Origin of the sequence: Halomonas sp. FeN2 (genome assembly GCF_020595105.1) — a bacterium.
Classification (GTDB): Bacteria; Pseudomonadota; Gammaproteobacteria; order Pseudomonadales; family Halomonadaceae; genus Vreelandella; species Vreelandella neptunia.
In genome coordinates this window covers 633,363-654,709 of sequence record NZ_CP074200.1, presented here as the reverse complement: position 1 = coordinate 654,709, position 21,347 = coordinate 633,363, and the positions used below count along the sequence as shown (strand labels likewise).

Annotated in this window: 17 protein-coding genes; 14 read left to right on the top strand and 3 right to left on the bottom strand. The window is 54.3% G+C overall.

What is annotated here, in order from left to right; genetic code table 11:
• Window positions 1-135: 135 nt before the first annotated feature.
• The 14 genes from KF947_RS03095 to arsJ all read left to right on the top strand — a co-directional run bounded on the left by KF947_RS03095 (window position 136) and on the right by arsJ (window position 18,987).
• Window positions 136-1,806, top strand: coding sequence for an AMP-binding protein (locus KF947_RS03095; RefSeq protein ID WP_227405420.1), 1,671 nt, complete (start codon window positions 136-138; stop codon window positions 1,804-1,806).
• A 254-nt stretch (window positions 1,807-2,060) separates the two neighbouring features.
• Window positions 2,061-6,068, top strand: coding sequence for an ATP-dependent RNA helicase HrpA (hrpA, locus tag KF947_RS03090; RefSeq protein ID WP_227405419.1), 4,008 nt, complete (start codon window positions 2,061-2,063; stop codon window positions 6,066-6,068).
• 127 nt (window positions 6,069-6,195) lie between these two features.
• Window positions 6,196-7,317 carry a beta-ketoacyl-ACP synthase III gene (locus KF947_RS03085; protein WP_227405418.1) on the top strand — a complete coding sequence of 374 codons (1,122 nt, stop codon included), beginning with the start codon at window positions 6,196-6,198 and terminating at the stop codon, window positions 7,315-7,317.
• 41 nt (window positions 7,318-7,358) lie between these two features.
• The gene (locus KF947_RS03080) at window positions 7,359-8,183 is read left to right on the top strand and encodes a VacJ family lipoprotein (RefSeq protein WP_133732728.1); all 825 of its coding nucleotides are present in this window, start codon (window positions 7,359-7,361) and stop codon (window positions 8,181-8,183) included.
• A gap of 8 nt (window positions 8,184-8,191) precedes the next feature.
• On the top strand, window positions 8,192-9,385 hold the full coding sequence (locus tag KF947_RS03075) for a PP2C family protein-serine/threonine phosphatase (RefSeq protein WP_133732819.1): 1,194 nt from the start codon (window positions 8,192-8,194) through the stop codon (window positions 9,383-9,385).
• Entirely contained in the window at window positions 9,375-9,893 is a 519-nt protein-coding gene (locus tag KF947_RS03070; protein ID WP_133732727.1) for an STAS domain-containing protein, read from the top strand. Before KF947_RS03075 ends, KF947_RS03070 begins: the two co-directional genes overlap by 11 nt.
• 140 nt (window positions 9,894-10,033) lie before the next feature.
• Window positions 10,034-11,221, top strand: a complete 1,188-nt coding sequence (locus KF947_RS03065) for a multidrug effflux MFS transporter (protein WP_133732726.1) — start codon at window positions 10,034-10,036, stop codon at window positions 11,219-11,221.
• A gap of 99 nt (window positions 11,222-11,320) precedes the next feature.
• A complete protein-coding gene (locus KF947_RS03060; RefSeq protein ID WP_133732725.1) occupies window positions 11,321-12,052 on the top strand; it encodes a sulfite exporter TauE/SafE family protein in 732 nt (243 codons plus the stop codon).
• A 130-nt stretch (window positions 12,053-12,182) separates the two neighbouring features.
• Entirely contained in the window at window positions 12,183-13,196 is a 1,014-nt protein-coding gene (locus KF947_RS03055; protein ID WP_133732724.1) for a PstS family phosphate ABC transporter substrate-binding protein, read from the top strand.
• Window positions 13,197-13,291: 95 nt separating this feature from the next.
• Complete coding sequence (pstC, locus tag KF947_RS03050; protein WP_227405417.1) at window positions 13,292-14,542, top strand: phosphate ABC transporter permease subunit PstC; 1,251 nt, start codon at window positions 13,292-13,294, stop codon at window positions 14,540-14,542.
• Window positions 14,543-14,560: 18 nt separating this feature from the next.
• A complete protein-coding gene (gene pstA, locus KF947_RS03045) occupies window positions 14,561-15,727 on the top strand; it encodes a phosphate ABC transporter permease PstA (RefSeq protein ID WP_133732722.1) in 1,167 nt (388 codons plus the stop codon).
• A 26-nt stretch (window positions 15,728-15,753) separates the two neighbouring features.
• Entirely contained in the window at window positions 15,754-16,593 is an 840-nt protein-coding gene (gene pstB, locus KF947_RS03040; RefSeq protein WP_227405416.1) for a phosphate ABC transporter ATP-binding protein PstB, read from the top strand.
• 146 nt (window positions 16,594-16,739) lie between these two features.
• Window positions 16,740-17,771, top strand: a complete 1,032-nt coding sequence (locus tag KF947_RS03035) for an ArsJ-associated glyceraldehyde-3-phosphate dehydrogenase (RefSeq protein ID WP_227405415.1) — start codon at window positions 16,740-16,742, stop codon at window positions 17,769-17,771.
• Between the two features lie 4 nt (window positions 17,772-17,775).
• Complete coding sequence (gene arsJ / locus KF947_RS03030) at window positions 17,776-18,987, top strand: organoarsenical effux MFS transporter ArsJ (protein WP_227406271.1); 1,212 nt, start codon at window positions 17,776-17,778, stop codon at window positions 18,985-18,987.
• Window positions 18,988-19,120: 133 nt separating this feature from the next.
• Here the strand turns inward: arsJ and KF947_RS03025 are convergent, their stop codons facing one another.
• The 3 genes from KF947_RS03025 to arsB form a co-directional block, all read right to left on the bottom strand.
• Window positions 19,121-19,423 carry a CC/Se motif family (seleno)protein gene (locus KF947_RS03025; RefSeq protein ID WP_227405414.1) on the bottom strand — a complete coding sequence of 101 codons (303 nt, stop codon included), beginning with the start codon at window positions 19,421-19,423 and terminating at the stop codon, window positions 19,121-19,123.
• Between the two features lie 161 nt (window positions 19,424-19,584).
• Entirely contained in the window at window positions 19,585-20,253 is a 669-nt protein-coding gene (locus tag KF947_RS03020; RefSeq protein WP_227405413.1) for an NADPH-dependent FMN reductase, read from the bottom strand.
• A gap of 15 nt (window positions 20,254-20,268) precedes the next feature.
• On the bottom strand, window positions 20,269-21,345 hold the full coding sequence (gene arsB, locus KF947_RS03015; RefSeq protein WP_133732717.1) for an ACR3 family arsenite efflux transporter: 1,077 nt from the start codon (window positions 21,343-21,345) through the stop codon (window positions 20,269-20,271).
• Window positions 21,346-21,347: the final 2 nt, after the last annotated feature.

Genomic DNA, 21,347 nt, shown 5'->3' with positions numbered 1-21,347 from the left:
CGTCAGTTTCAATCGATCGTTTTACAGCCTGTTAGAGGTCGTATATCGTTGGGTACCTTAACCTATTTTCAGATAGAGCCTAGCGACAACAACAAGGTCGGTGATTTACACCGACGCTAATAGCGGAGATTGCCCATGAGCGAACACGCCAATGCCGCCGTTTTACGTGGCCCAGCGCTTGAAGGGTTGGATCAGTACGATTCAGTCACGGATGTTTTTCATACCGCAGTAGAACGTTTTAAGGACAAGCCTGCATTTTCCTGTATGGGGAAAACGCTCACTTTTGCCGACCTCGATCGCCTTTCCGCAGATTTTGCCGCTTGGCTGCAGCACGAAACCGACCTCGTTCCCGGTGATCGTATTGCCATCCAGTTGCCCAACGTCCTGCAGTTCCCGGTAGCGGTATTCGGTGCACTGCGTGCAGGCTTGGTAGTGGTCAACACCAACCCGCTGTATACCGAGCGGGAAATGGCCAACCAGTTCAAGGACTCCAATGCCAAGGCCATTGTGATTTTGGCCAATATGGCCGACAAGCTGGAGAAAGTGCTCGATAAAACAGATATCAAACACGTTTTAGTCACCCAGCTAGCCGACTTACACGATGCTCCCAAGCGCTGGTTAATCAATGCAGTGGTCAAGCACGTTAAGAAAATGGTGCCTGCTTATTCACTGCCCAGTGCAGTGGGTTTTCGCGATGCATTGAAAAAAGGTGCCTCGCTAAGCCATACCGAGGTCAAGAGAAGTCCTGACGAGTTAGCCGCACTTCAATACACTGGCGGCACTACGGGTATGCCCAAGGGCGCCATGCTGACCCATCGCAATCTCATCGCCAATATGCTTCAAGCGCGGGAAGCGATTGGCCCTCATCTGACCGATGGCGAAGAGCTGGTTATCGCACCGCTACCGGTTTATCACATCTATACCTTTACGGTTAACTGCCTGTTCCTAATGGAAACCGGTAACCACTCTTTGCTGATTACTAACCCTCGCGACCTGGATGGTTTTGTCAAAGAGCTTAAGGGGCTGCCCTTTACCGCTTTTATCGGCCTCAATACGCTGTTTAATGCGCTGTGTAATCGCGACGACTTCAAGCAGCTCGATTTTTCCAAGTTGAAGCTGACGATCTCCGGCGGCATGGCGCTGACCAAAGCCGCGGCGCAGCGTTGGGAAAAAACCACCGGTTGTCCAATTGCCGAAGGGTATGGTTTGACCGAGACTTCTCCCATTGTCAGCTTCAACCCCACCGATGCGATTCAACTGGGCACTATCGGTAAGCCCGTGGCAGGCACTGCGGTAAAAGTCGTCGACGCCGATGGCAACGACGTTGAGCTAGGCGAGCCTGGAGAACTGTGCGTGCAAGGGCCGCAGGTGATGAAAGGCTACTGGCAGCGCGAAGACGAAACCCGTGACGCCATTGATGAGGATGGCTGGTTCCACACCGGCGACATTGCTGTGCTACAAGATGATGGCTATATCCGCATCGTTGATCGCAAGAAAGATATGATCCTGGTTTCTGGATTTAATGTTTATCCCAACGAAGTTGAAGATGTGGTGGCAGCACACCCGGATGTACTTGAGTCTGCAGCGGTCGGCGTGCCGGATGAAAATTCTGGCGAAGCCATAAAGCTGTTTGTGGTCAGTAAAAATGATCAGCTAGATGAAAAAACGCTACGCGACTGGTGCAAAAAAGAGCTCACTGGCTATAAGGTGCCCAAGATCATCGAGTTTCGTGATGAGCTGCCCAAAACCAACGTAGGCAAAGTGCTTCGCCGCCAGCTGCGTGACGAAGAGCCCTCAAAAACGTAATCAGATAGCCATTAATAAACACTCGATTAGCGGGCGAGGGCAGGTTGTAACAAGGGTCTTTCGCCATGGATGGCGAAAGTAGCGCCCACGGATGGGTTCACAGCGCCCTTGTGGAAACCTGGGCTCGCCCGCTTCCTGCTTGCTTTGTGGTTAGGCGTCGCGGAGCTGAAAGCGTTACACTATACGACCCGCTCAATTGAGCGGGTTGATTTTTTATAACTCTTACTAATATCTCTTGTTAAATGCCCAAGCGAATGGAAGCCGACTCAATCGTGACCACCGACACATCCCCAGCCCCCACCGATAGCCAACGTCTTGCGTCGCTGAAACAGGCCGCGGGCGATGTGATGCTGCGCGATGCAGAGCGGCTGGAGCGACGGCTGGCCGGTTTAAACCGCCGCCTAGGCGATAACAAACCGATTAGTCGTGGTTTGGACGAAGTGGAGCGTGAGTTTAGCCGTTCCCAGCAGCAGCTTAGCCAGCGCGAAAGCCAAAAGGTCGCCCTCAACTACCCGCCAGAATTGCCGGTGGTCGAACGGCGGGAAGATATTCTCAACGCCATCCGCGACCATCAGGTCGTGGTGGTGGCTGGGGAGACTGGCTCAGGCAAAACCACCCAACTGCCTAAAATGTGTTTAGAACTGGGCCGGGGCCGCCGTGGCTTAATTGGCCACACCCAACCGCGTCGCTTGGCTGCCCGCAGTGTCGCCGGTCGCCTAGCGGAAGAACTAGAAGTCTCTATGGGCGAGCAGGTGGGCTATCAGGTGCGCTTCACCGACCAGAGCAGCCCGACGACCCTGGTCAAGCTGATGACCGACGGGATATTGCTGGCCGAAACCCAGCATGATCCGCTGCTGCTGCGTTACGACACCATCATTATTGATGAAGCCCACGAGCGCAGCCTGAATATCGACTTTCTGCTCGGCTACCTCAAGCGCTTACTACCCAAGCGGCCCGATCTAAAAGTCATCATTACCTCGGCGACTATCGACGTGGAGCGCTTTGCCAAGCACTTCGGCACGGCCAAAACGCCCGCGCCTGTGGTGGAAGTCACCGGGCGCACCTATCCCGTAGAAGTGCACTACCGGCCGCTGGTGCGCGACGAGGACGATGAGGAAGACCGAACGCTGCAAGAGGGCATTCTGCACGCGGTGGACGAGATTGAAGCCATTGAGCGCGAGAAAGGTTGGTTGCACGGCCCCCGGGATGTGCTGGTGTTTTTACCCGGTGAGCGCGAAATTCGTGAAACCGCCGATACTCTGCGCCGCGCCGAGCTGAAAGGCACCGAAATCCTGCCCCTTTACGCACGGCTCTCCAACGAAGAGCAGAACCGCGTGTTTGCGCCGCACCGCGGCCGGCGCATTGTACTCGCCACCAACGTCGCGGAAACGTCGTTGACGGTGCCTGGAATTCGCTATGTGATCGACCCCGGCCTCGTGCGTATCAGCCGCTATAGCTACCGTTCCAAGATCCAGCGACTGCCGGTAGAAGCGGTTAGCCAGGCCAGTGCCAACCAGCGTAAAGGGCGCTGTGGGCGGATTGCCGAAGGCGTGTGCATTCGCCTCTATAGCGAAGAGGATTTTCTCTCCCGGTCCGGCTTTACCGACCCCGAAATCCAGCGCACCAACCTGGCCTCGGTGATTCTCTCGATGCTGGGGCTCAAGCTCGGCGATATCGAGGCCTTTCCGTTTGTTGATCCGCCGGATAGCCGCTTTGTTAAAGACGGCTTCCGACTGCTGTTCGAGCTGGGCGCGGTGGACGAAAAACAGCGCCTTTCTCCGCTCGGACGTAAGCTGGCGCGGCTGCCGATTGACCCACGCCTGGCGAGAATGGTGCTAGCGGGTGTCGAATTCGGCAGCCTGCGAGATGTACTGATCGTCGTCTCGGCGCTGGCCATCCAAGATCCCCGTGACCGACCAGCGGATAAGCGCCAAGCCGCGGACCAAGCTCACCAGCGCTGGCACGATCCGGATTCCGACTTTGTCGCCTTGCTGAACCTCTGGCACGGCATTGAGAATGCCCGTGAGGCGCTTTCAGGTAATCAACTGCGCCGCTGGTGCCGCGAGCACTACATCAACTACCTGCGCATGCGCGAGTGGCACGACACCTTCCGCCAACTGCGCCAACTGCTGCGCGATATGGATATCGACGTGCCCGCGCCGCCGCCCCGTAATGAAGACGAGAGCGAAGAACAGGCGCGTCAAACGCGGCGTAAAACGTCGGGCAAAGTGCATCAGGCGCTACTCTCGGGGCTGCTCTCTAATCTGGGGACGTTGGTGGAGAACCGCGAGTATCTCGGCGCCCGCAATCGCAAGTTTATGATTCATCCTGGCTCAGGGTTGGCCAAGAAGTCGCCCAAGTGGATCATGGCGTTTGAGATGGTGGAAACCTCCAAGCTGTTTGCCCGCACCGTGGCCAAAATCGATCCCCAGTGGATTGAACCCCAGGCGCAGCACCTGGTTAAACGCAGCTACAGCGAACCCCATTGGGAGATGAAGCGCGCCCAGGTAGTGGCTTTTGAACAGGTCACGCTGTTTGGTCTGCCGATTGTGGCGCGGCGCAAGGTACATTACGGGCCGATCGCGCCTCAGGAATCCCGGGAGCTGTTTATTCGCCGTGCGCTGGTGGAAGGGGAGTTTCAAACCAAGGGTGCCTTCTTTGCCCATAACCGCGCGCTGATCGATGAAGTTGTGGCGCTGGAAGATCGTGCTAGGCGGCGGGACATTCTAGTCGATGAAGACACGCTCTATGACTTTTACGACCAGCGGATCCCGGCGGAGATCGTCAACGGCAAGGGCTTTGAGCACTGGCGCAAGCAGGCCGAGCAGCAAGAGCCGCAATTACTCCACTTCGATATTGAGTCGCTGAAGGCGCGTGACGCGAAGGACGTGACCCAGGCGCAGTACCCCGATCATTTGATTCTGGCGGGCGTCGCGTATCCAGTCAGTTACCACTTTGACCCTGAAGCCGAGGATGACGGTGTTACCCTGACTGTTCCCGCCGCCATGCTGCCCCAGGTGCCGGTGCATGCCCTGGAGTGGCTGGTGCCTGGGCTGCTGCGTGAAAAGTGTATTGCGCTGCTGAAGTCACTGCCGAAAAGCATCCGCCGCCAGGTGGTGCCGATTCCCGATTGGGTGGATGCGGCGCTGGAAACACTGGTACCCGATCAGCGCCCGTTAACTGAGGCGTTAGGGGAGTTTATTCGCCGCCGGACATCGACGCGGGTGCATCCTGACGATTGGCGCCTAGACTTGCTCGAACCGCATCTGATCATGAATATTCGCGTGGTCGATCATGCGGGCGAAATCCTAGGGCAGGGGCGCGATCTGCGTGCCCTTGAGCAGCGCTTTGAAGCGGCAGCCAGCGCAGGCGCCCAGGCCCTGGCTGAACAGGTTAGCCATGAGCCCGCTGTGGCCGGGCTGCCCACGACACCGCTGCCAGCTTCGCGTGTTACCACCCAGGCAGGTATTCGCGTAGAGGCGTATCCTGCATTGGTTGCAGCTGACGCCAACGAGTTCAAGGTAGCGCTGTTTGATCACCCGGCAAAAGCTGATGCCGCTCACCAAGAGGGCATTGCCCGGCTGGCGATTGCCAAGCTTCCCGAACAGGTTAAAGCGATTAAGCAACTGCCGGGTGTTGAGAAGTGCGCGCTGCTGTTTGCCAAAGTGGGCAGTAAGCAAGCTTTGATTGATGACCTGCTGCTAGCTGTGTTTACTCAGGTAGTGGCTCAGCACCCCCTGCCACGCTCGGAAGGGGAGTTTAGCCAGCGCCTAAGCGCTACTCAGAGCCAACTTGTGGACGAAGCGAAAGCGCTGTTGGTACGGGTAGAGGCTGCGCTAAAAGGCCACCTGGCGGTTAGTAAGGTGCTCAAAGGGAAACTTAATTTTGCGCTGGCGCTGGTATATAGCGATGTTAGCGCGCAGATGCAGCGACTGGTTTACCCAGGCTTTATCCGCGATGCGGGCGCCTGGCTTGACGAATACCCACGCTACACCGAGGCGGCGCTCATTCGGCTTGAAAAAGCCGCCCGTGAGCGCGGTCGCGATCAAATGATGATGCAAGACGTCCAGGCATTAGAGGCTCGCTTTGATGCCCGCCGGGAAAGTGAGCGACGCGGAAGGGTGGAAGACCCTGAGTTGGTTGCTTTTGGCTGGTGGTTGCAAGAGCTTAGAGTGTCGCTATTCGCGCAGCAGTTGGGGACGAGCATGGTGGTGTCGGTAAAACGACTGGAAAAACGCTGGCAAGAGATCACTAGCGTTTAGCTAGGGGTTGAAAAAAGTTGCTGGAAAAACCGCTATTTTACGCACACAGTAACGTGATGGGTTCGCCGTAAGTTGCACGCTACATTGATGGCCGGTCACGTCGGCAAGCCGCTTAGAGGAGATTGGCATGACACATGTGGTGATAACCGGTACAGGGCTCTATACGCCGGAACACGCCATTGATAATGCGGCCCTGGTGGCAGCATTTAATGCTTGGGTAGACGCTGAAAATGCGCAGTATGCCGATTCGATTCAGCGTGGTGAGCGTGAATCGCTGGCGCATTCCAGCAGTGAATTTATCGAAAAAGCCTCCGGAATTAAGAGCCGCTACGTGCTCGATGCGTCTGGAATCCTTGACCCACAGCGTATGCGGCCTAAACTGCCGCAGCGGGGCAACGACGAACCTTCTATCCAGTGCAAGATGGCAACCGCTGCTGCGCGGCAGGCGCTGGCCGCCGCTCAGGTGGATGCAACTGACATTGAACTGGTCATTGTCGCCTGCTCAAACCTGGAGCGTGCCTACCCTGCCGTGGCAGTGGAAGTGCAGCAGGCTCTGGGAGCAAGCGGCTATGGGTTTGATATGAATGTCGCCTGTAGTTCAGCGACCTTTGCCATTGAAACGGCTGCCAATGCCATAGCCTCCGGCAGTGTTAAGCGCGCTCTGGTGGTCAATCCGGAAATTTGCTCGGCGCATCTCAACTTTCGAGACCGTGACAGTCACTTCATTTTCGGCGATGCTTGTACCGCTGTAGTACTAGAAAGTAGCGCCATTGCGGTGGCCGATGAGCAGTTTGAAATTCTCGGTACGCGGCTGGTTACCCAGTTTTCCAACGCGATCCGTAATAATGCAGGGTTCCTTAACCGCGTAACGGACAGTGACCCTCTCGCCTTGGACAAGCTGTTTGTGCAGGAAGGGCGTCGGGTGTTTAGAGAAGTTTGCCCAATGGTGGCTAAATTGATCACCGACCATTTGGCCTCCTTAGAGTTAACCGGTGGCGATCTAAAGCGCATGTGGTTACACCAGGCTAACCGACATATGAACGATCTGATTGCCCGCAAAGTATTGGGCTATGACCCGAGTGAAACACAGGCGCCGATTATTTTGGATCGCTACGCCAACACCAGTTCAGCGGGTTCTATCATCGCCTTTCACCTCCATCGCGAGGAACTTGTGGAGGGTGATATTGGCGTAATTTGCTCCTTTGGCGCGGGCTATAGCGCGGGCTGCGTGGTTATTCGTCGTTTGTAGATGTCTGTAAAGGTGCAGGGGAATTGAAAAAGGAAAATGTCATGTGGCAGTGGTTAAATAACGAAAAGCCTGCGCTTTCGCTGCGTAGCAAAGGGGTGCCACTACTGCTGGTGACGTTACTCGCAAGCGGTGGCTGTGCCAGTACACAAATGGCGGAAAATGCTGCTCCCGAAGACCCTTGGGAAGGCTTTAACCGCAAAGTGTTTGCGTTTAACGATGTGCTGGATCGTTACGCACTCAAGCCGGTGGCAAAAGGCTATCGCGCTGTCACCCCCGACCCGGTAGAAACGGGCGTAGGTAATTTTTTCTCCAACTTAGGTGAAGTGCGTACTGCGCTTAATAGCGTTCTGCAAGGCAAACCGGCCAACGCGGGTCTCGCCACATCACGTTTTTTAATTAACTCCACGGTAGGCATTGGCGGACTGTTAGATTATGCCACCCTAATGGAAATTACTGCGGATGAAGAAGATTTTGGCCAAACGTTAGCGGTGTGGGGGTGGGAAGATTCGCGTTATCTTGTGCTGCCTTTCTTTGGCCCCAGCACGCTGCGGGATACCACAGGTATGCCCGCTAACATGGCGACGAACCCCGTTAATTATGTAGAAGACGATGCTGTTCGAGTGAGCCTTTCCGCACTCAATGTGATTGATATTCGTGCGGGTTTGCTCGACCAGGAAGAGCTGATTCGCGGCGATCGATACCGTTTTATTCGTGATGCTTACTTACAGAGCCGCCAATTTGAGGTGAGCGATGGAGAATTGGGCGATGACCCCTTTGCCAGCGAAACCTTCGACTTTGATGACAGCGATTTTGACAACAGTGGTCAGGATGACAGTGACTCTGGTGGCGACGAAGTCACCGATTGAGGCTCATGATGGAGCATTCTAAGCAGTTGATCGCGGTGATCGACGAACCCGGTCGTGAGCGCGATGCGCTTGCTGAAGCGATTACCTGCGATGACATGTGGGTGTTTGCTGCTGACGATATCAAGCATTTACCCGCTGGCACGGCGCTTATTGTTGCCCATGCCCGAGCAGTTCCGCGGCAGCAGTGGACACACCTAACGCGACGCCTGCCAACGTTGGTCGTTAGCGACTCGCGTCAGGACGCCGACTTGATCAAAGCGATTGATGTAGGGCTGGTGGACTATATTGTCCATCCGCTGCGTCACGCTGAGCTGTTGCGACGAATGATCCGTAAGGCCATAGAGCTCAACGATTTGGCGCTGGAGCGCGAGCGTGACCATGCGCGGCTGGCGGAGTTAAACGAGAGCCTGGAGACCCATCTGGCGCTGTTACGGATGGATCAGCAGAGCGGTGGGCATATTCAGCGGCGTTTGTTACCGCTGCGGCCCAAGGTGATTAACGGGGTGTTTTACGACTATATATTCGCCCCTTCGCTCTACTTGTCTGGTGATTTCCTCGATTACCAACGCTATAACGAGCGCTACAGCGCCTTCTATTTCGCCGATGTATCGGGGCATGGCGCTTCGTCGGCGTTTGTTACCGTGCTGCTCAAATATTTATGCAACCGCTGGCTGAGTGAGTGGGATGGCCAGCATCCGGAAGATCTGCCGCCTGATTGGTTAAAGGCGATGAACCGTGAGCTGCAGGGCACCGATATTGGTAAACATGCCACCTTATTTGTCGGTGTTATTGACCACGAGGCGCATACTCTGCACTATTCGCTCGGCGCGCAGCTTCCCATGCCCCTATTGGCGGCAGAGGGAGAGCTACGCCGTTTGGAAGGAGAGGGAATGCCGGTAGGCCTTTTCCCCGATGTGGAGTATCCTTCGCTGAGTTGTGCATTGCCGAATAAATTTCGTCTATGGCTCTGCTCAGATGGAGTATTGGAATGCTTGCCGGGTAAAACGCTCGACACGCGGCTCAAGGAGCTTGAGCAATTAGTAAGCGAGAGTGTAACGCTTGAGCAGTTGCGCGAACGGCTAGCAAAAACAAACGCACTTCTTGCCGAAGGAGATGCGGAGTTTGATGCCAACCAAGAGCGCGATGCTTTACCCGATGATCTAACAATCATGATGGTGAGCGGATTTGGTCATGCTGATTGAAGAAGGCCGCATTAAAGCGGCGTTCGATTCTGGTGTTTTTGTTTTAAAACTGTGTGGCGATGTGCGTTTGACGCTCTGCGCCACGCTGGATACCCAAGCCCAACGTCTCGCCGAGACGCCGGGCCTGCGTGCCGTGCTGATTGACCTGCGTGAAGCCACCAATGTCGATTCGACGGCGCTTGGCTTTCTGGCCAAGGTCGCGATGGCGGTGAAAGGGCGCCTGGAGCAGCCGCCGACGATTATTGTCGATAATCCTGATGTGCGGCAGATGCTGGATGTGATGGGCTTTGCGCGTTTTTTCACGCTGATGGAAGCGCCGCTACAACAGGCGAGTACGCTCAACAATGAGCTTGAAGAGCTGCCCCAAGAGCCAGCCGACGAGGAGGGGCTGCGTGATCGCATCCTGGAAGCCCACCGTATTTTAATGCATATGAACGAGCATAACCGTGAGCAGTTTCAGCCTCTGGTTGAGATGCTTGAGTCCCAAGACGCCACGACGCACCACTAAGCTCTCCTTACCTTGATAAGCCCCTGGCCATCTCCAAGGGCTATCGTTCGATAGTGCCCCACCCCGACAAACGCCTTAAAATCGGCTATGATTAGCGGCCTATCTATTCCAGTGCGTGCATTATCGCCTTAAGGAGACCCATGGATCTTAATCCTCGCCGGGTAGCACTGTTGGTGGCCGCCAATACTGCGCTGGCACCCTTTGCTATCGACGCATATTTGCCTGCCATGGGTATCATTGCCGAGAGCATCGGCGCCAGTATTCATCGTACTGAACTCTCCATCAGCGTATTTTTGTTCGGCTTTGCGCTGGGCCAACTCTGCTTTGGCCCGCTTTCGGATCGCATGGGCAGAAAGCCAGTGCTGCTAGGTGGACTGGTGGTGTTTATGCTGGCGAGTCTTGCTATTACGATGGTGGACAGTTTGCCCACGCTGCTGCTCTGGAGGTTTATCCAGGCGCTGGGTGGAGGAGCCTGTGTAGTCAATTCGGCGGCGATTGTGCGCGACTGTTTTAGCGGGCGCGAGGCCGCTAAAGTGATGTCCACCATGGCGATGATTATGATGCTGGCGCCGCTGGTGGCGCCAGCGGTGGGCAGTTTGCTGCTGCATGTGGCTGGCTGGTGGCTGATTTTTGTGTTCCTGGCCGTCTATGCAGGTTTTTTACTCTGGTTGTTAGGCACGCGTCTGCCTGAAACCCGCGACATGTCGTTGCCTGCCGCTTCACCACGGCAGGTAATACGCAACTACGCCAGCGTGCTTAAGCACCGTGAAGGCATGGGCTATATCTGTGCGGTAGCGGCTTCCTTTGCGGGCCTGTTTGCCTTCGTGACCGCTTCGCCGTTTCTCTATCTCGACTATTTTGGCCTCTCACCTGGCACTTATCCGCTGGTGTTTGGGGTCAATGTGGTGGTGATTGCGCTCTCTAACCGGGTCAATATTCATCTGCTCCGCAAGCGCACTCCCCAGCAGAATTTGCGTTTAGGGTTGCTTATACAGCTGGTGGCCGCGCTTGGGTTGGTGGCGGTGACCGCCCTGGACATTGCGTCGCTAGTGATCGTGGTGCCGTTGATTATGCTGTTTACCGGTATGATCGGGCTGATCACACCCAACGCGATCTCGTCGTTACTGGATCATTTTGGTCATATCAGCGCCACGGCAACGGCGCTGCTGGGCGGCATTCAGTTTACCTGCGGCGCCCTCGCGGGAGTGATGGTAGGGCTATTCGAGGTAGAGCATCTCTGGCCCATGGTTCTCACCATGCTGGGTGCTGCGTTGCTAGGCAATATCGGTGTACGCAAACTGACTAAAGCACCTGCTGCGGATGAATAATTTTTCAAATGGATAGGGTGTATGGACAGGGCGTATGGATAGAGCATATGGATAGTTTGCATGGATAAGTTGAATGGATAAGTTGAATGGATAAGTTGAATGGATAGCATGCTGGCTTGGGTCAATATGCCCATGAGTACCTGGTTCGCTTGCTCCGCCGTACTGTTGCTGGGTGCCTTTGTCCAACGCGCCACCGGTTTTGGTTTAGCCATTATTGGCGCGCCGTTACTGTTGATGCTAGAGCCTCGCCTGGTGCCAGTCGTTCTAGTGTTGTTTGGATTTACCGTCTCGCTAATGATGGTGCGTCACTACTGGCACGAGGTGCGCCTGGACTCCATTGGCATGGCGCTAGTGGGGCGCCTTCCCGGTAATGCGCTGGGGATTTGGCTGCTGCTTGCCGCCCCCATGTTTGTGTTAGAAAAGCTGATTGCAGTGATCGTGTTGTTTGCGGTTCTCGTCACTTTGTGCCGCTTTCAACTGCCGGTAAACCGAATAACGCTGTTTGGCGCGGGGGTGCTCTCAGGTATTTTCGGCACCGTAGCGGCTATTGGTGGCCCGCCCATCGTGCTCTTAATGCACGGCCTACCTGCTGATCGTGTGCGTGGCAACTTAGCTGCCTTTTTCATTTTGACCTCCCTCTTGACCTTCATCACCCTCGCCTTGGCTGACCAGATTCAGCTTTGGCATTTTCAGGTCGCGCTTACCTTTCTGCCTATGGTGTTAATCGGTAACGCCTTGGCTGATGCTATTGCCCACCGTCTGGATAGACGCCTTCTGCAGGGAGCTTCACTAGCGTTGTGCACCCTCGCGGCGCTAGGACTTTTGTGGTGATGTAAGGCTTGGTTGCCTCTATGTAACGAAAATTTTTCTACGTTTTGCTCGCTGTCATGAAGTTGTCATGGAACCAGTGCAAGGTATGCCTTGCGAAGGCCAGATCCCTACATGAACAGGAGTATTTCGCATGAACCGTATTCTCAAAACCACCGTTATCGCGGCTGCTGTAATGAGCGTTGCCGGTGTTGCTCAGGCCCGTGATCAAATCCGTATCGTAGGCTCCAGTACCGTTTACCCGTTCGCCAGCTACGTAACTGAAGAGTTCGGTGCTACTACTGGTAACCCGACCCCTGTTATTGAATCAACAGGTTCGGGCGGCGGTTTGCGCCTGTTCTGTAACGGTGTTGGTGAAGGCACGCCGGATATTACGAACGCTTCACGCCGCATGAAAGTGTCTGAGTTCGAGCGTTGTGAAGAGAACGGCGTTACCGATATCACCGAGGCTAAAATCGGTTCTGACGGTATCGTATTGGGCCAATCAAGCGAAAACGATGACGTTGCCTTAACCCGCGAACAGATCTTCATGGCGGTAGCTGCCATGGTGCCGGTTGATGGCGAGTTGGTTGAAAACCCCTACACCAACTGGAGCGAAATCGACTCTTCGCTGCCAGACCGTGAAATCTCCATTTATGGGCCGCCGACAACTTCAGGTACCCGCGATGCTTTTGAAGAGCTGGTAATGGAATCTTCGTCCGAGGGTATGGATGTTTACGGCGATGAAGGCTACACCGATATCCGCTCTGACGGTGTTTACATCGATGCCGGTGAAAATGACAACCTGATCGTTCAGCGCCTTTCAGAAGACACCGGTGCCTTCGGTATCTTCGGCTACTCTTTCCTTGAAGAGAATACTGACACGATCAGCGCCGCCAGCATTGATGGTGTCGAGCCTGAAGCTGAGGCAATCAGTTCCGGTGACTATCCTATCGCGCGTTCACTGTGGTTTTACGTGAAGAACCAGCACGCTGAAGAAGTTCCGCCGATGTACGATTACGTCGATATGTTTATGAGCGAAATGATGATTGGCGATGACGGCTACTTGCGTGATATCGGTTTGATCGTTCTGCCAGAAGCAGAGCGCGAAGAGTGGCGCCAGGCCGTTGCAGATCGCACTGCAATGACTGCAGACGTTCTTAAGTAAGTTGGTAGGTCAGTTGTAAAAGAGGTCGGCAGTGCAAGCTGCCGACCCGTTTTGTTGATAGGTTTCTTAACCGGTGACGACGTGAGAGAGATGCGATGCAGACCAACCAGCTTCTTCTGATTTTTTGCGGTGTATTATTGCTGCTGGGGCTGCTGGCTTTTTTTGCTGGCCGTTCTAAAGCCACCCGGTTACGTAGCGCGGGTACGGCGATGTTCGCCCAGCCTGACCAATACGCTTGGTTTACCGTACTCTCCACCGCCGGGCCAGCCGTGGTGGTGAGTGCCCTGGGCGCTTTCGTTTTGCTGCTAATGGGCGCCGACATTCCTACGCTTTACCTGCTGGCGGCGAGCTTAGTGATAGCCGCCATCGGGCTCCTGGTGAGTCTTAATCAAGTAAAACCCGATTTCCATGCCCGCCAAGCCATTGAGCGGGTCATTCGCATGGCCCTGGCCGGTGCAGCGTTAATCTCCATTTTGACGACCTTTGGTATTTTAATTTCGATTATTTCCGAGGCGCTGCGCTTTTTCCAAATGCACAGCTTCTGGGAGTTCATCACCGGCACCACTTGGAATCCTGGCGCTAGCTTTTTAGCGTCCGCGGGTCGCGGTGATGGCAGCGGCGCTGAGTTTGGCTCGGTACCGCTGTTTGCTGGCACCTTTATGATTACCGCCATCGCTATGCTGGTGGCAGTGCCTATCGGTCTGCTGTCTGCAATTTATATGTCTGAATTTGCACCGCGCAAAGTGCGTACCGTTGCTAAGCCGGTGTTAGAGGTGTTGGCGGGTATTCCTACCGTGGTTTATGGCTTTTTTGCTGCTATCACCGTGGCGCCGATCATTGTCAATATTGCCGGTTTTCTGGGGCTCGATGCGTCTTATAACAATGCGTTGGCCCCTGGCATTGTGATGGGCATTATGATCATTCCGTTTATCTCATCGCTATCTGATGATGTGATCAATTCGGTGCCCGATAGCATGCGCCAAGGATCCCTGGCGCTGGGTATGACCAAAGGGGAAACGATTCGTGATGTGGTAGTGCCCGCTGCCATGCCGGGGATTATCTCCGCGTCGCTCTTGGGTATGTCTCGTGCCATGGGTGAAACCATGATCGTGGTTATGGCGGCGGGTATGCGACCTAATTTAACCGCTAATCCGCTTGAAGATATGACCACTGTGACTGTGCGTATCGTGGCGGCGCTCACCGGCGATCAGGAGTTTGAAAGTGCCGAAACATTATCAGCTTTTGCCCTTGGGCTCGTGCTCTTCGTGATCACACTCGCACTCAACTTGGTGTCCGTATTGATGATCCGTCGTTTCCGTGAAAAATACCGCGTGAATAACCTGTAACGCCGAGGAACTGTTTCGATGAGCCATAGTTTTGACGAAATCAGCCAGCAGCTTAAGCGGCGTCACCGAAAGTCTACCCGCCTTAAATGGATCACCATGGGATCGTTAGGTCTTGCGGGCCTTTTTCTGGTGCTGTTTTTTGCTGATATGCTGAGTAAAGGTCTACCCGCTTTCCAGCAAGCGTATATACAAACCGAGATTAGTTACACAGAAGAAGCCGAAACCGATGGTCGGCGGGCGTTTGACGAAGAGCTGTTGCCGTTAATTAGCCGTACAGTGGTTCGCGTGATTCCCATGGAACTACGCAACAATCCTGACATGATCGGCACCAGCGAAGAACAGTGGGTGTTGGCGACTAGCGAGGTGGATCAGTACTTAAAAGGGCACCGGCATCGCTTGAGTGAAGAGGAGCAGGAAGCCCTTGATGCCCGAGTTGAAGCAGGGCAGGTGGATCTACGCTTTAATAGCACTTTCTTTGGTTCGGGTGATTCTAAGATTGCCGAGAACGCGGGTATCTTATCGGCAGTGGTTGGCACCATTATGACCATGATCGTCACTCTGGCGATATCTTTCCCGATCGGTGTGATGACAGCTATTTATCTTGAAGAGTTTGCCCCTGATAACCGCTTAACCCAGATTATTGAAATTAACATCAATAACCTAGCGGCGATCCCGTCGATTCTATTTGGTCTGTTGGGCTTGGCGATCTTTATTAACTTTTTCGGGGTGCCGCGTTCGTCCCCCTTAGTGGGTGGCATGACGCTGGCACTGATGACGTTGCCGGTAATCATTATTTCGACGCGTACCGCGCTGCGTAGCGTGCCTGAATCCATTCGTCATGCAGGCTTTGGGGTAGGCTGTTCACGCTGGCAGGTAGTGCGGGATCACGTTCTACCATTGGCGATGCCGGGTATTATGACGGGTTCTATTATCGGCCTTGCGCAAGCGATGGGTGAAACCGCGCCGCTGATTATCGTGGGTATGGTGGCTTTCATTCCTGATGTGGGCGTTTCCTTTACCAACGCCGCAACAGTGATGCCCGCGCAAATATTCACCTGGGCCGGTGAACCTGAGCAGGCGTTTGTAGAAAAAACTGCTGGCGGTATTTTGGTGCTACTCACCATACTCATCTCACTCAACGCTTTTGCCGTTGTGATGCGTAAGAAATTTGAGCGTCGCTGGTAGGCCAGTGCGTTATAGAGGACATTACTATGAATAGCCATGCAACTGTAATGAACGGCCAGCAGACACCTGCGGTTGGGCAACCCTATACACGGAATGAAGCTGCGTGCCACGACCTGAGTTTCCGGGTTCGCGATTTGAATTTGTGGTATGGCAAAAACCAAGCGTTGAATAATCTGAATATTGATCTTTTTCAGAAAAACGTGACGGCACTGATTGGCCCTTCGGGGTGTGGTAAGTCAACGTTTTTGCGCTGCTTGAATCGGATGAACGACCTCATTCCCAGCGTACGAACCGAAGGCTTGGTCGAGATGGACGGGCTGGACGTTAACGCGCCTAAGATGGATGAAGTGGCGCTGCGCCGCCGGGTGGGCATGGTGTTCCAAAAGCCTAATCCGTTTCCTAAGTCGATCTTTGAAAATATCGCTTACGCACCACGCATGCATGATTTGGTCAGCCGTAAAGTTGAGCAGGAAGAGTTGGTTGAAAAAGCGCTGCGCGACGCCGGGTTGTGGAACGAGGTGAAAGACAAGCTGCATGAGCCAGGCACCTCTCTCTCCGGTGGTCAGCAGCAGCGGTTGTGTATTGCCCGCGCTATTGCGGTTCAGCCTGATGTGATTTTGATGGATGAGCCAACCTCAGCGCTTGACCCTATTTCGACCGCCACCATCGAAGATTTGATGGACAAGCTGAAAGAGAAATTCACCATTATTACCGTGACGCATAATATGCAGCAGGCGGCGCGAGTGGCGGACTACACGGCGTTCTTCCACCTGGGAGAAATCATTGAGTACAACGACACCAAAGTGATGTTCTCAACCCCGGCACAGAAGAAGACCGAGGACTATATCTCTGGTCGTTATGGTTAATTAATACACACTAATTAATGCTTACTACAAAGTGGCGGGCCTGTTTGCTAGTAAGCATTTTTTTAAGCATGTATATATGTTTTAACGTATATAGCCGTTATGCTTTCTCTTAATAGATTGTGTAACGGTTAGCTTAGGAGGCACTCATGGCACTACGCATTGGCATTAACGGCTTTGGGCGGATTGGGCGTTTGGCACTGCGCAGTTTGTGGGGGCAGGTCGACGCGGGTGCGGTAGAAATAACGCGCATTAACGACCCGGGCGGCGATGCGGCAACCTTTGCCCACCTGCTGGAGTTTGATTCAGTTCACGGGCGCTGGGCACCAGGGAAGGGCATCTCGGCAACCGATGACGCTATCGTTCTCGATGGAAAATCTGTCGCCTTTAGCGCTAATAAAGCAATTGCCGATAGCGACTGGTCGAACTGCGATATCGTCATTGAGTGCTCTGGGGTAATGAAAACCACCGATAAACTGCAGGCGTATCTTGCTCAAGGTGTCGTCCGTGTGGTGGTGAGTGCGCCTATGAAAGAGGCGAGCGTGCTTAATGTGGTGGTGGGGGTGAACGACCACCTTTACGATCCTGCCCAACATAAGATCGTCACCGCTGCCAGTTGCACCACCAACTGTCTGGCGCCGGTGGTCAAAGTCATTCAGAAAACCTTCGGTATCCGCCATGGTTCAATGACCACGGTGCACGACATTACCAATACCCAAACAATTCTAGATGCCCCGCACAAAGATCTGCGCCGGGCACGTGCCTGCGGTATGAGCCTGATTCCCACCACGACCGGTTCAGCGAAAGCTATCACCGCTATTTTTCCTGAGCTAGAAGGCAAGCTAAACGGTCATGCGATTCGTGTACCCCTGGCGAATGCTTCGCTCACTGATATGGTGTTTGAGCTTGAGCGTAAAGTGAGTGTCGAAGAGGTTAATCAGGCGCTAAAAGCCGCCGCTGATGGCGAACTTGCCGGGATTTTGGGCTATGAAGAGCGCCCGCTAGTGTCGATTGATTACCGCACCGACCCGCGCAGCTCAATCATTGATGCGCTCTCCACCATGGTGGTCAACGGCACTCAGCTAAAGCTCTACGCCTGGTATGACAACGAGAGGGGCTACGCTAATCGAACCGCTGAGTTAGCGCTAATGGTAGGCAGTGGGCAGGTCGATCGTGGCTGAATCGATGCTGCAAAGGGTAAAGGCGCTCCCTTTCGAGGTGCGCCAATATATGCTGATTACCGGTAACTACTGGGCGTTCACGGTAACCGACGGCGCGTTGCGCATGCTGGTGGTCATGCACTTCCACCAATTGGGCTACTCACCGTTAGAAATTGCCATGCTGTTTCTGTTTTACGAAGCTTTTGGCGTGGTAACTAATCTGGTAGGCGGCTGGTTGGGCGCGCGGCTGGGGCTTAACCGCACCATGAATGTGGGGCTTGGACTGCAAATTATCGCCCTCGCCATGTTGATGGTGCCCGCTAGCTTGCTGACAGTTGCTTGGGTGATGGCTGCTCAGGCGCTGTCGGGGATCGCTAAAGACCTCAACAAAATGAGCGCTAAAAGCGCCGTTAAGGTTCTGGTGCCCAAAGAGAGTGCTAACGCCAATAGTTCTCTCTACCGCTGGGTGGCGATGCTGACCGGCTCTAAAAATGCGCTAAAAGGGCTGGGCTTTTTTGTCGGCGGCCTGCTTTTAACATTGATTGGCTTTCAGGCCGCTGTGTTCGTCATGGCGGTAATGCTTGGTGGCGTGTTACTGCTTTCACTGTTGAGGCTTAAGGCGGATTTAGGCCGCCAAAAAGTAAAGCCCAAATTCTCCGAAATCTTCTCAAAATCGCGTGCTATTAACGTGCTCTCCGCGGCGCGCTTTTGCCTGTTTTCGGCACGAGATGTGTGGTTTGTGGTAGCACTGCCGGTGTTTTTATACGATCAACACGGTTGGACACACTGGACAGTGGGTGGGCTGTTAGCGGTATGGGTTATCGGTTATGGCGGGGTGCAAACTCAGGCACCTAAATTAACCCGCCTGATCAAAGGCGATGCGCGGGCGCTTACCGCCGGTTGGGCGGCGGCATTGGCCGTGCTGGCGATTGTGTTGGCGATGCTGCCCTTGGCGCAAGTGGGCTGGTTGGTCGTTGGACTGCTCGCCTTTGGGGTGCTGTTCGCGATTAACTCCAGCTGGCACAGCTATTTGATTGTGCATTATGCTCGCGCCGACGGCGTCTCAATGGATGTCGGCTTCTACTATATGGCCAATGCCATGGGGCGTTTAGTGGGCACGCTACTGTCGGGTTGGCTGTATATGGCCTATGGGCTGAGCGCCTGCCTGTGGGTATCAGCCGCCTTAGTGGCTGCCAGCGCATTGATGGCCCTAGCGTTGCCTAAGCAAGTCGCATGATCCGCGCTTCGCCCAGGCAAGGGCTATGCAAGCCTTGGCGCCGCTGCTGTTTGGCCTATTGATAGAGCGCAATGGCGTTGGGGTACTATGGCTAACCACTGGATAAATGCTAATGGCTTTTTGGCGTTACTGGTTATTCGTGTAGCCCGATTGCAGGTGGTAAACCATCTACATAGAGGTGGCGTAACTTCCAAAACCCTTCAATTTCAACGCGTAGTCCCTGCCCGACAAGCGTTGGGTCAATAAAGATCGTTATACCTTGATAGTGGTAGTGCTGATAGCGCGAAGCATCTAGGGGTTCGTTTGCCTCGGCGACGGCAATATTGGCAAGCCCTCCGCAGCAGCCATGCTTAGGGGAGAGGCGGATGGTGACGACTCCGCCTTGCTGCTTGATAAAGTCTAATGCGTTGCCACCTAGCTCAATCACACTGTCCATAGCCTATCCCGGTTACGCCATTAATGGGCTGGATAGTAAACGATCTCACCATCCTCTTTCGTAAATTGGGGAATTGGACGCTGTTTCGCGACGTCCCGCAGTTGGGGTTGTGATAAATAGTGACGAGCATGGTGGCCTCGCGATTGTTTTAGCTGTTTTCTTTAGCTACTTTCACTGCCTGGCGCGTTGCGCTGTGAAGGCGCGGTTTTAAAAGCGGGCGATACCCGTGTCGGATCCACCTGATTTTTATAGCTAGCAGCAGCTTCTGCCCACCACATTAATTGACCTAAGGTGCGGCCAAAATAACTTTCCCAGCGCTCTTGTTCATGGGCAAACTGCCCATCCTCGTTTAGCGCTTCCTGGGCTTTGGGTATATGAATCATCGCCGACACCGGAAGGCAGCCAAGCTCCGAGAGAAACGCGCGCATGGCAACACCGGCGCGCACGCCGCCCCACTGACCCATTGAGTAGGTCACGATGGCGCTGGGCTTAAACGCAAACAACGAAGCTCCAAAATGGTTAAGCAGATGGCTAAGGGCTGGGCTCATGGAGTGATTATATTCTGGACTGACCATCACATAGCCATCGGCCGCGGCGATTTTATCAGCCAGCTCTGCTAAGTCCTCCGGCGCATCGTTTTTTGCGTAAGCAAAATGCGGCTTAAACGGATCGCTTAAGTTTAGCGCTAGCGGATCAATAATCTCCGCCGTTGTATGAGGGAGCGATGAAAGCAAGCGCTCGCACGCTTTTGCGACCCGCTCGCCAAGGCGAGCGGGTGAAGGTGGTCTACTGGTTCGGGTTGAACCCAGAAATACCAAATAGTGAGCCATAGCGCTTACTCCTGATTAATGAGCGTCTGCCGGAAAATGATGACGAGTTTTATTGGCAATCCTGACCAGCGCGAGCATTAGCGGTACTTCGACCAATACGCCGACAACAGTGGCTAGCGCAGCGCCCGACTGTAAGCCAAACAGCGCGATAGCCGCTGCTACCGCCAGTTCAAAGAAGTTGCTGGCGCCGATCATCGCCCCCGGTGCGGCAATGTTATGTGGCAACCGCCAGGCTTTAGCCCAGCCATAGGCAATAAAGAAGATCAGAAACGTTTGAATAATCAGCGGTATCGCGATTAACACGATATGCAGCGGATTAGTGAGAATGACCTCGCCTTGGAAGGCGAATAGCAGTACCAGGGTAATGATCAAGCCAATCGGGGTGATAGGGCCAACGCGCTTCATAAACACGTTGTCGTACCACTCGTTGCCGTGCTTTTTAATCAAGCTTTGCCGCGTGATATAACCCGCCGCCAGGGGTATCACAATGTACAGCACCACTGACAGGGCAACCGTGTCCCAGGGTACTTGAATATTGGAAATGCCCAGCAGAAAGACCACGATGGGTGCAAAGGCAAACAGCATAATCAGATCGTTAAGCGCCACTTGCACCAGGGTGTAGGCGGCATCGCCGCGGGTCAGGTAGCTCCACACAAACACCATGGCGGTACACGGCGCTGCGCCCAGCAGAATGGCACCGGCTAGATACTGACTGGCTAGCTCGGCGGGAATTAACGGACGAAAGATCACCATCAGAAATAGCCAAGAGATGGCGAACATAGTGAAAGGTTTGATCAACCAATTCACGGAGGTAGTAATGATCAACCCTTTGGGCTGTCGACGCACGCCCAGTAGCGAGGTGAAGTCAATTTGCGCCATCATGGGGAAAATCATTGCCCAGATAAGTATCGCCACTGGAATCGACACCTGCGCCACTTCAAAGCGTGACAGCGTTTCCGGTACCGCTGGGATAAATTGCCCGACCAGGATGCCGACCACAATGGCGAGTGCTACCCATAGCGTGAGGTAGCGCTCAAACACGCCCATGCCTTCGGCGGTGGAGGGTGATGCGTTGTCATTTAGTGCTGGCATGT

What these genes read in the sequence shown, in the direction of transcription:
- KF947_RS03095 (WP_227405420.1), top strand. Translation starts at nt 136, where the DNA reads ATGAGCGAACACGCCAATGCCGCCGTTTTACGTGGCCCAGCGCTTGAA.
- hrpA (WP_227405419.1), top strand. Translation starts at nt 2,061, where the DNA reads ATGGAAGCCGACTCAATCGTGACCACCGACACATCCCCAGCCCCCACC.
- KF947_RS03085 (WP_227405418.1), top strand. Translation starts at nt 6,196, where the DNA reads ATGACACATGTGGTGATAACCGGTACAGGGCTCTATACGCCGGAACAC.
- KF947_RS03080 (WP_133732728.1), top strand. Translation starts at nt 7,359, where the DNA reads ATGTGGCAGTGGTTAAATAACGAAAAGCCTGCGCTTTCGCTGCGTAGC.
- KF947_RS03075 (WP_133732819.1), top strand. Translation starts at nt 8,192, where the DNA reads ATGGAGCATTCTAAGCAGTTGATCGCGGTGATCGACGAACCCGGTCGT.
- KF947_RS03070 (WP_133732727.1), top strand. Translation starts at nt 9,375, where the DNA reads ATGCTGATTGAAGAAGGCCGCATTAAAGCGGCGTTCGATTCTGGTGTT.
- KF947_RS03065 (WP_133732726.1), top strand. Translation starts at nt 10,034, where the DNA reads ATGGATCTTAATCCTCGCCGGGTAGCACTGTTGGTGGCCGCCAATACT.
- KF947_RS03060 (WP_133732725.1), top strand. Translation starts at nt 11,321, where the DNA reads ATGGATAGCATGCTGGCTTGGGTCAATATGCCCATGAGTACCTGGTTC.
- KF947_RS03055 (WP_133732724.1), top strand. Translation starts at nt 12,183, where the DNA reads ATGAACCGTATTCTCAAAACCACCGTTATCGCGGCTGCTGTAATGAGC.
- pstC (WP_227405417.1), top strand. Translation starts at nt 13,292, where the DNA reads ATGCAGACCAACCAGCTTCTTCTGATTTTTTGCGGTGTATTATTGCTG.
- pstA (WP_133732722.1), top strand. Translation starts at nt 14,561, where the DNA reads ATGAGCCATAGTTTTGACGAAATCAGCCAGCAGCTTAAGCGGCGTCAC.
- pstB (WP_227405416.1), top strand. Translation starts at nt 15,754, where the DNA reads ATGAATAGCCATGCAACTGTAATGAACGGCCAGCAGACACCTGCGGTT.
- KF947_RS03035 (WP_227405415.1), top strand. Translation starts at nt 16,740, where the DNA reads ATGGCACTACGCATTGGCATTAACGGCTTTGGGCGGATTGGGCGTTTG.
- arsJ (WP_227406271.1), top strand. Translation starts at nt 17,776, where the DNA reads ATGCTGCAAAGGGTAAAGGCGCTCCCTTTCGAGGTGCGCCAATATATG.
- KF947_RS03025 (WP_227405414.1), bottom strand. Translation starts at nt 19,423, where the DNA reads ATGGACAGTGTGATTGAGCTAGGTGGCAACGCATTAGACTTTATCAAG.
- KF947_RS03020 (WP_227405413.1), bottom strand. Translation starts at nt 20,253, where the DNA reads ATGGCTCACTATTTGGTATTTCTGGGTTCAACCCGAACCAGTAGACCA.
- arsB (WP_133732717.1), bottom strand. Translation starts at nt 21,345, where the DNA reads ATGCCAGCACTAAATGACAACGCATCACCCTCCACCGCCGAAGGCATG.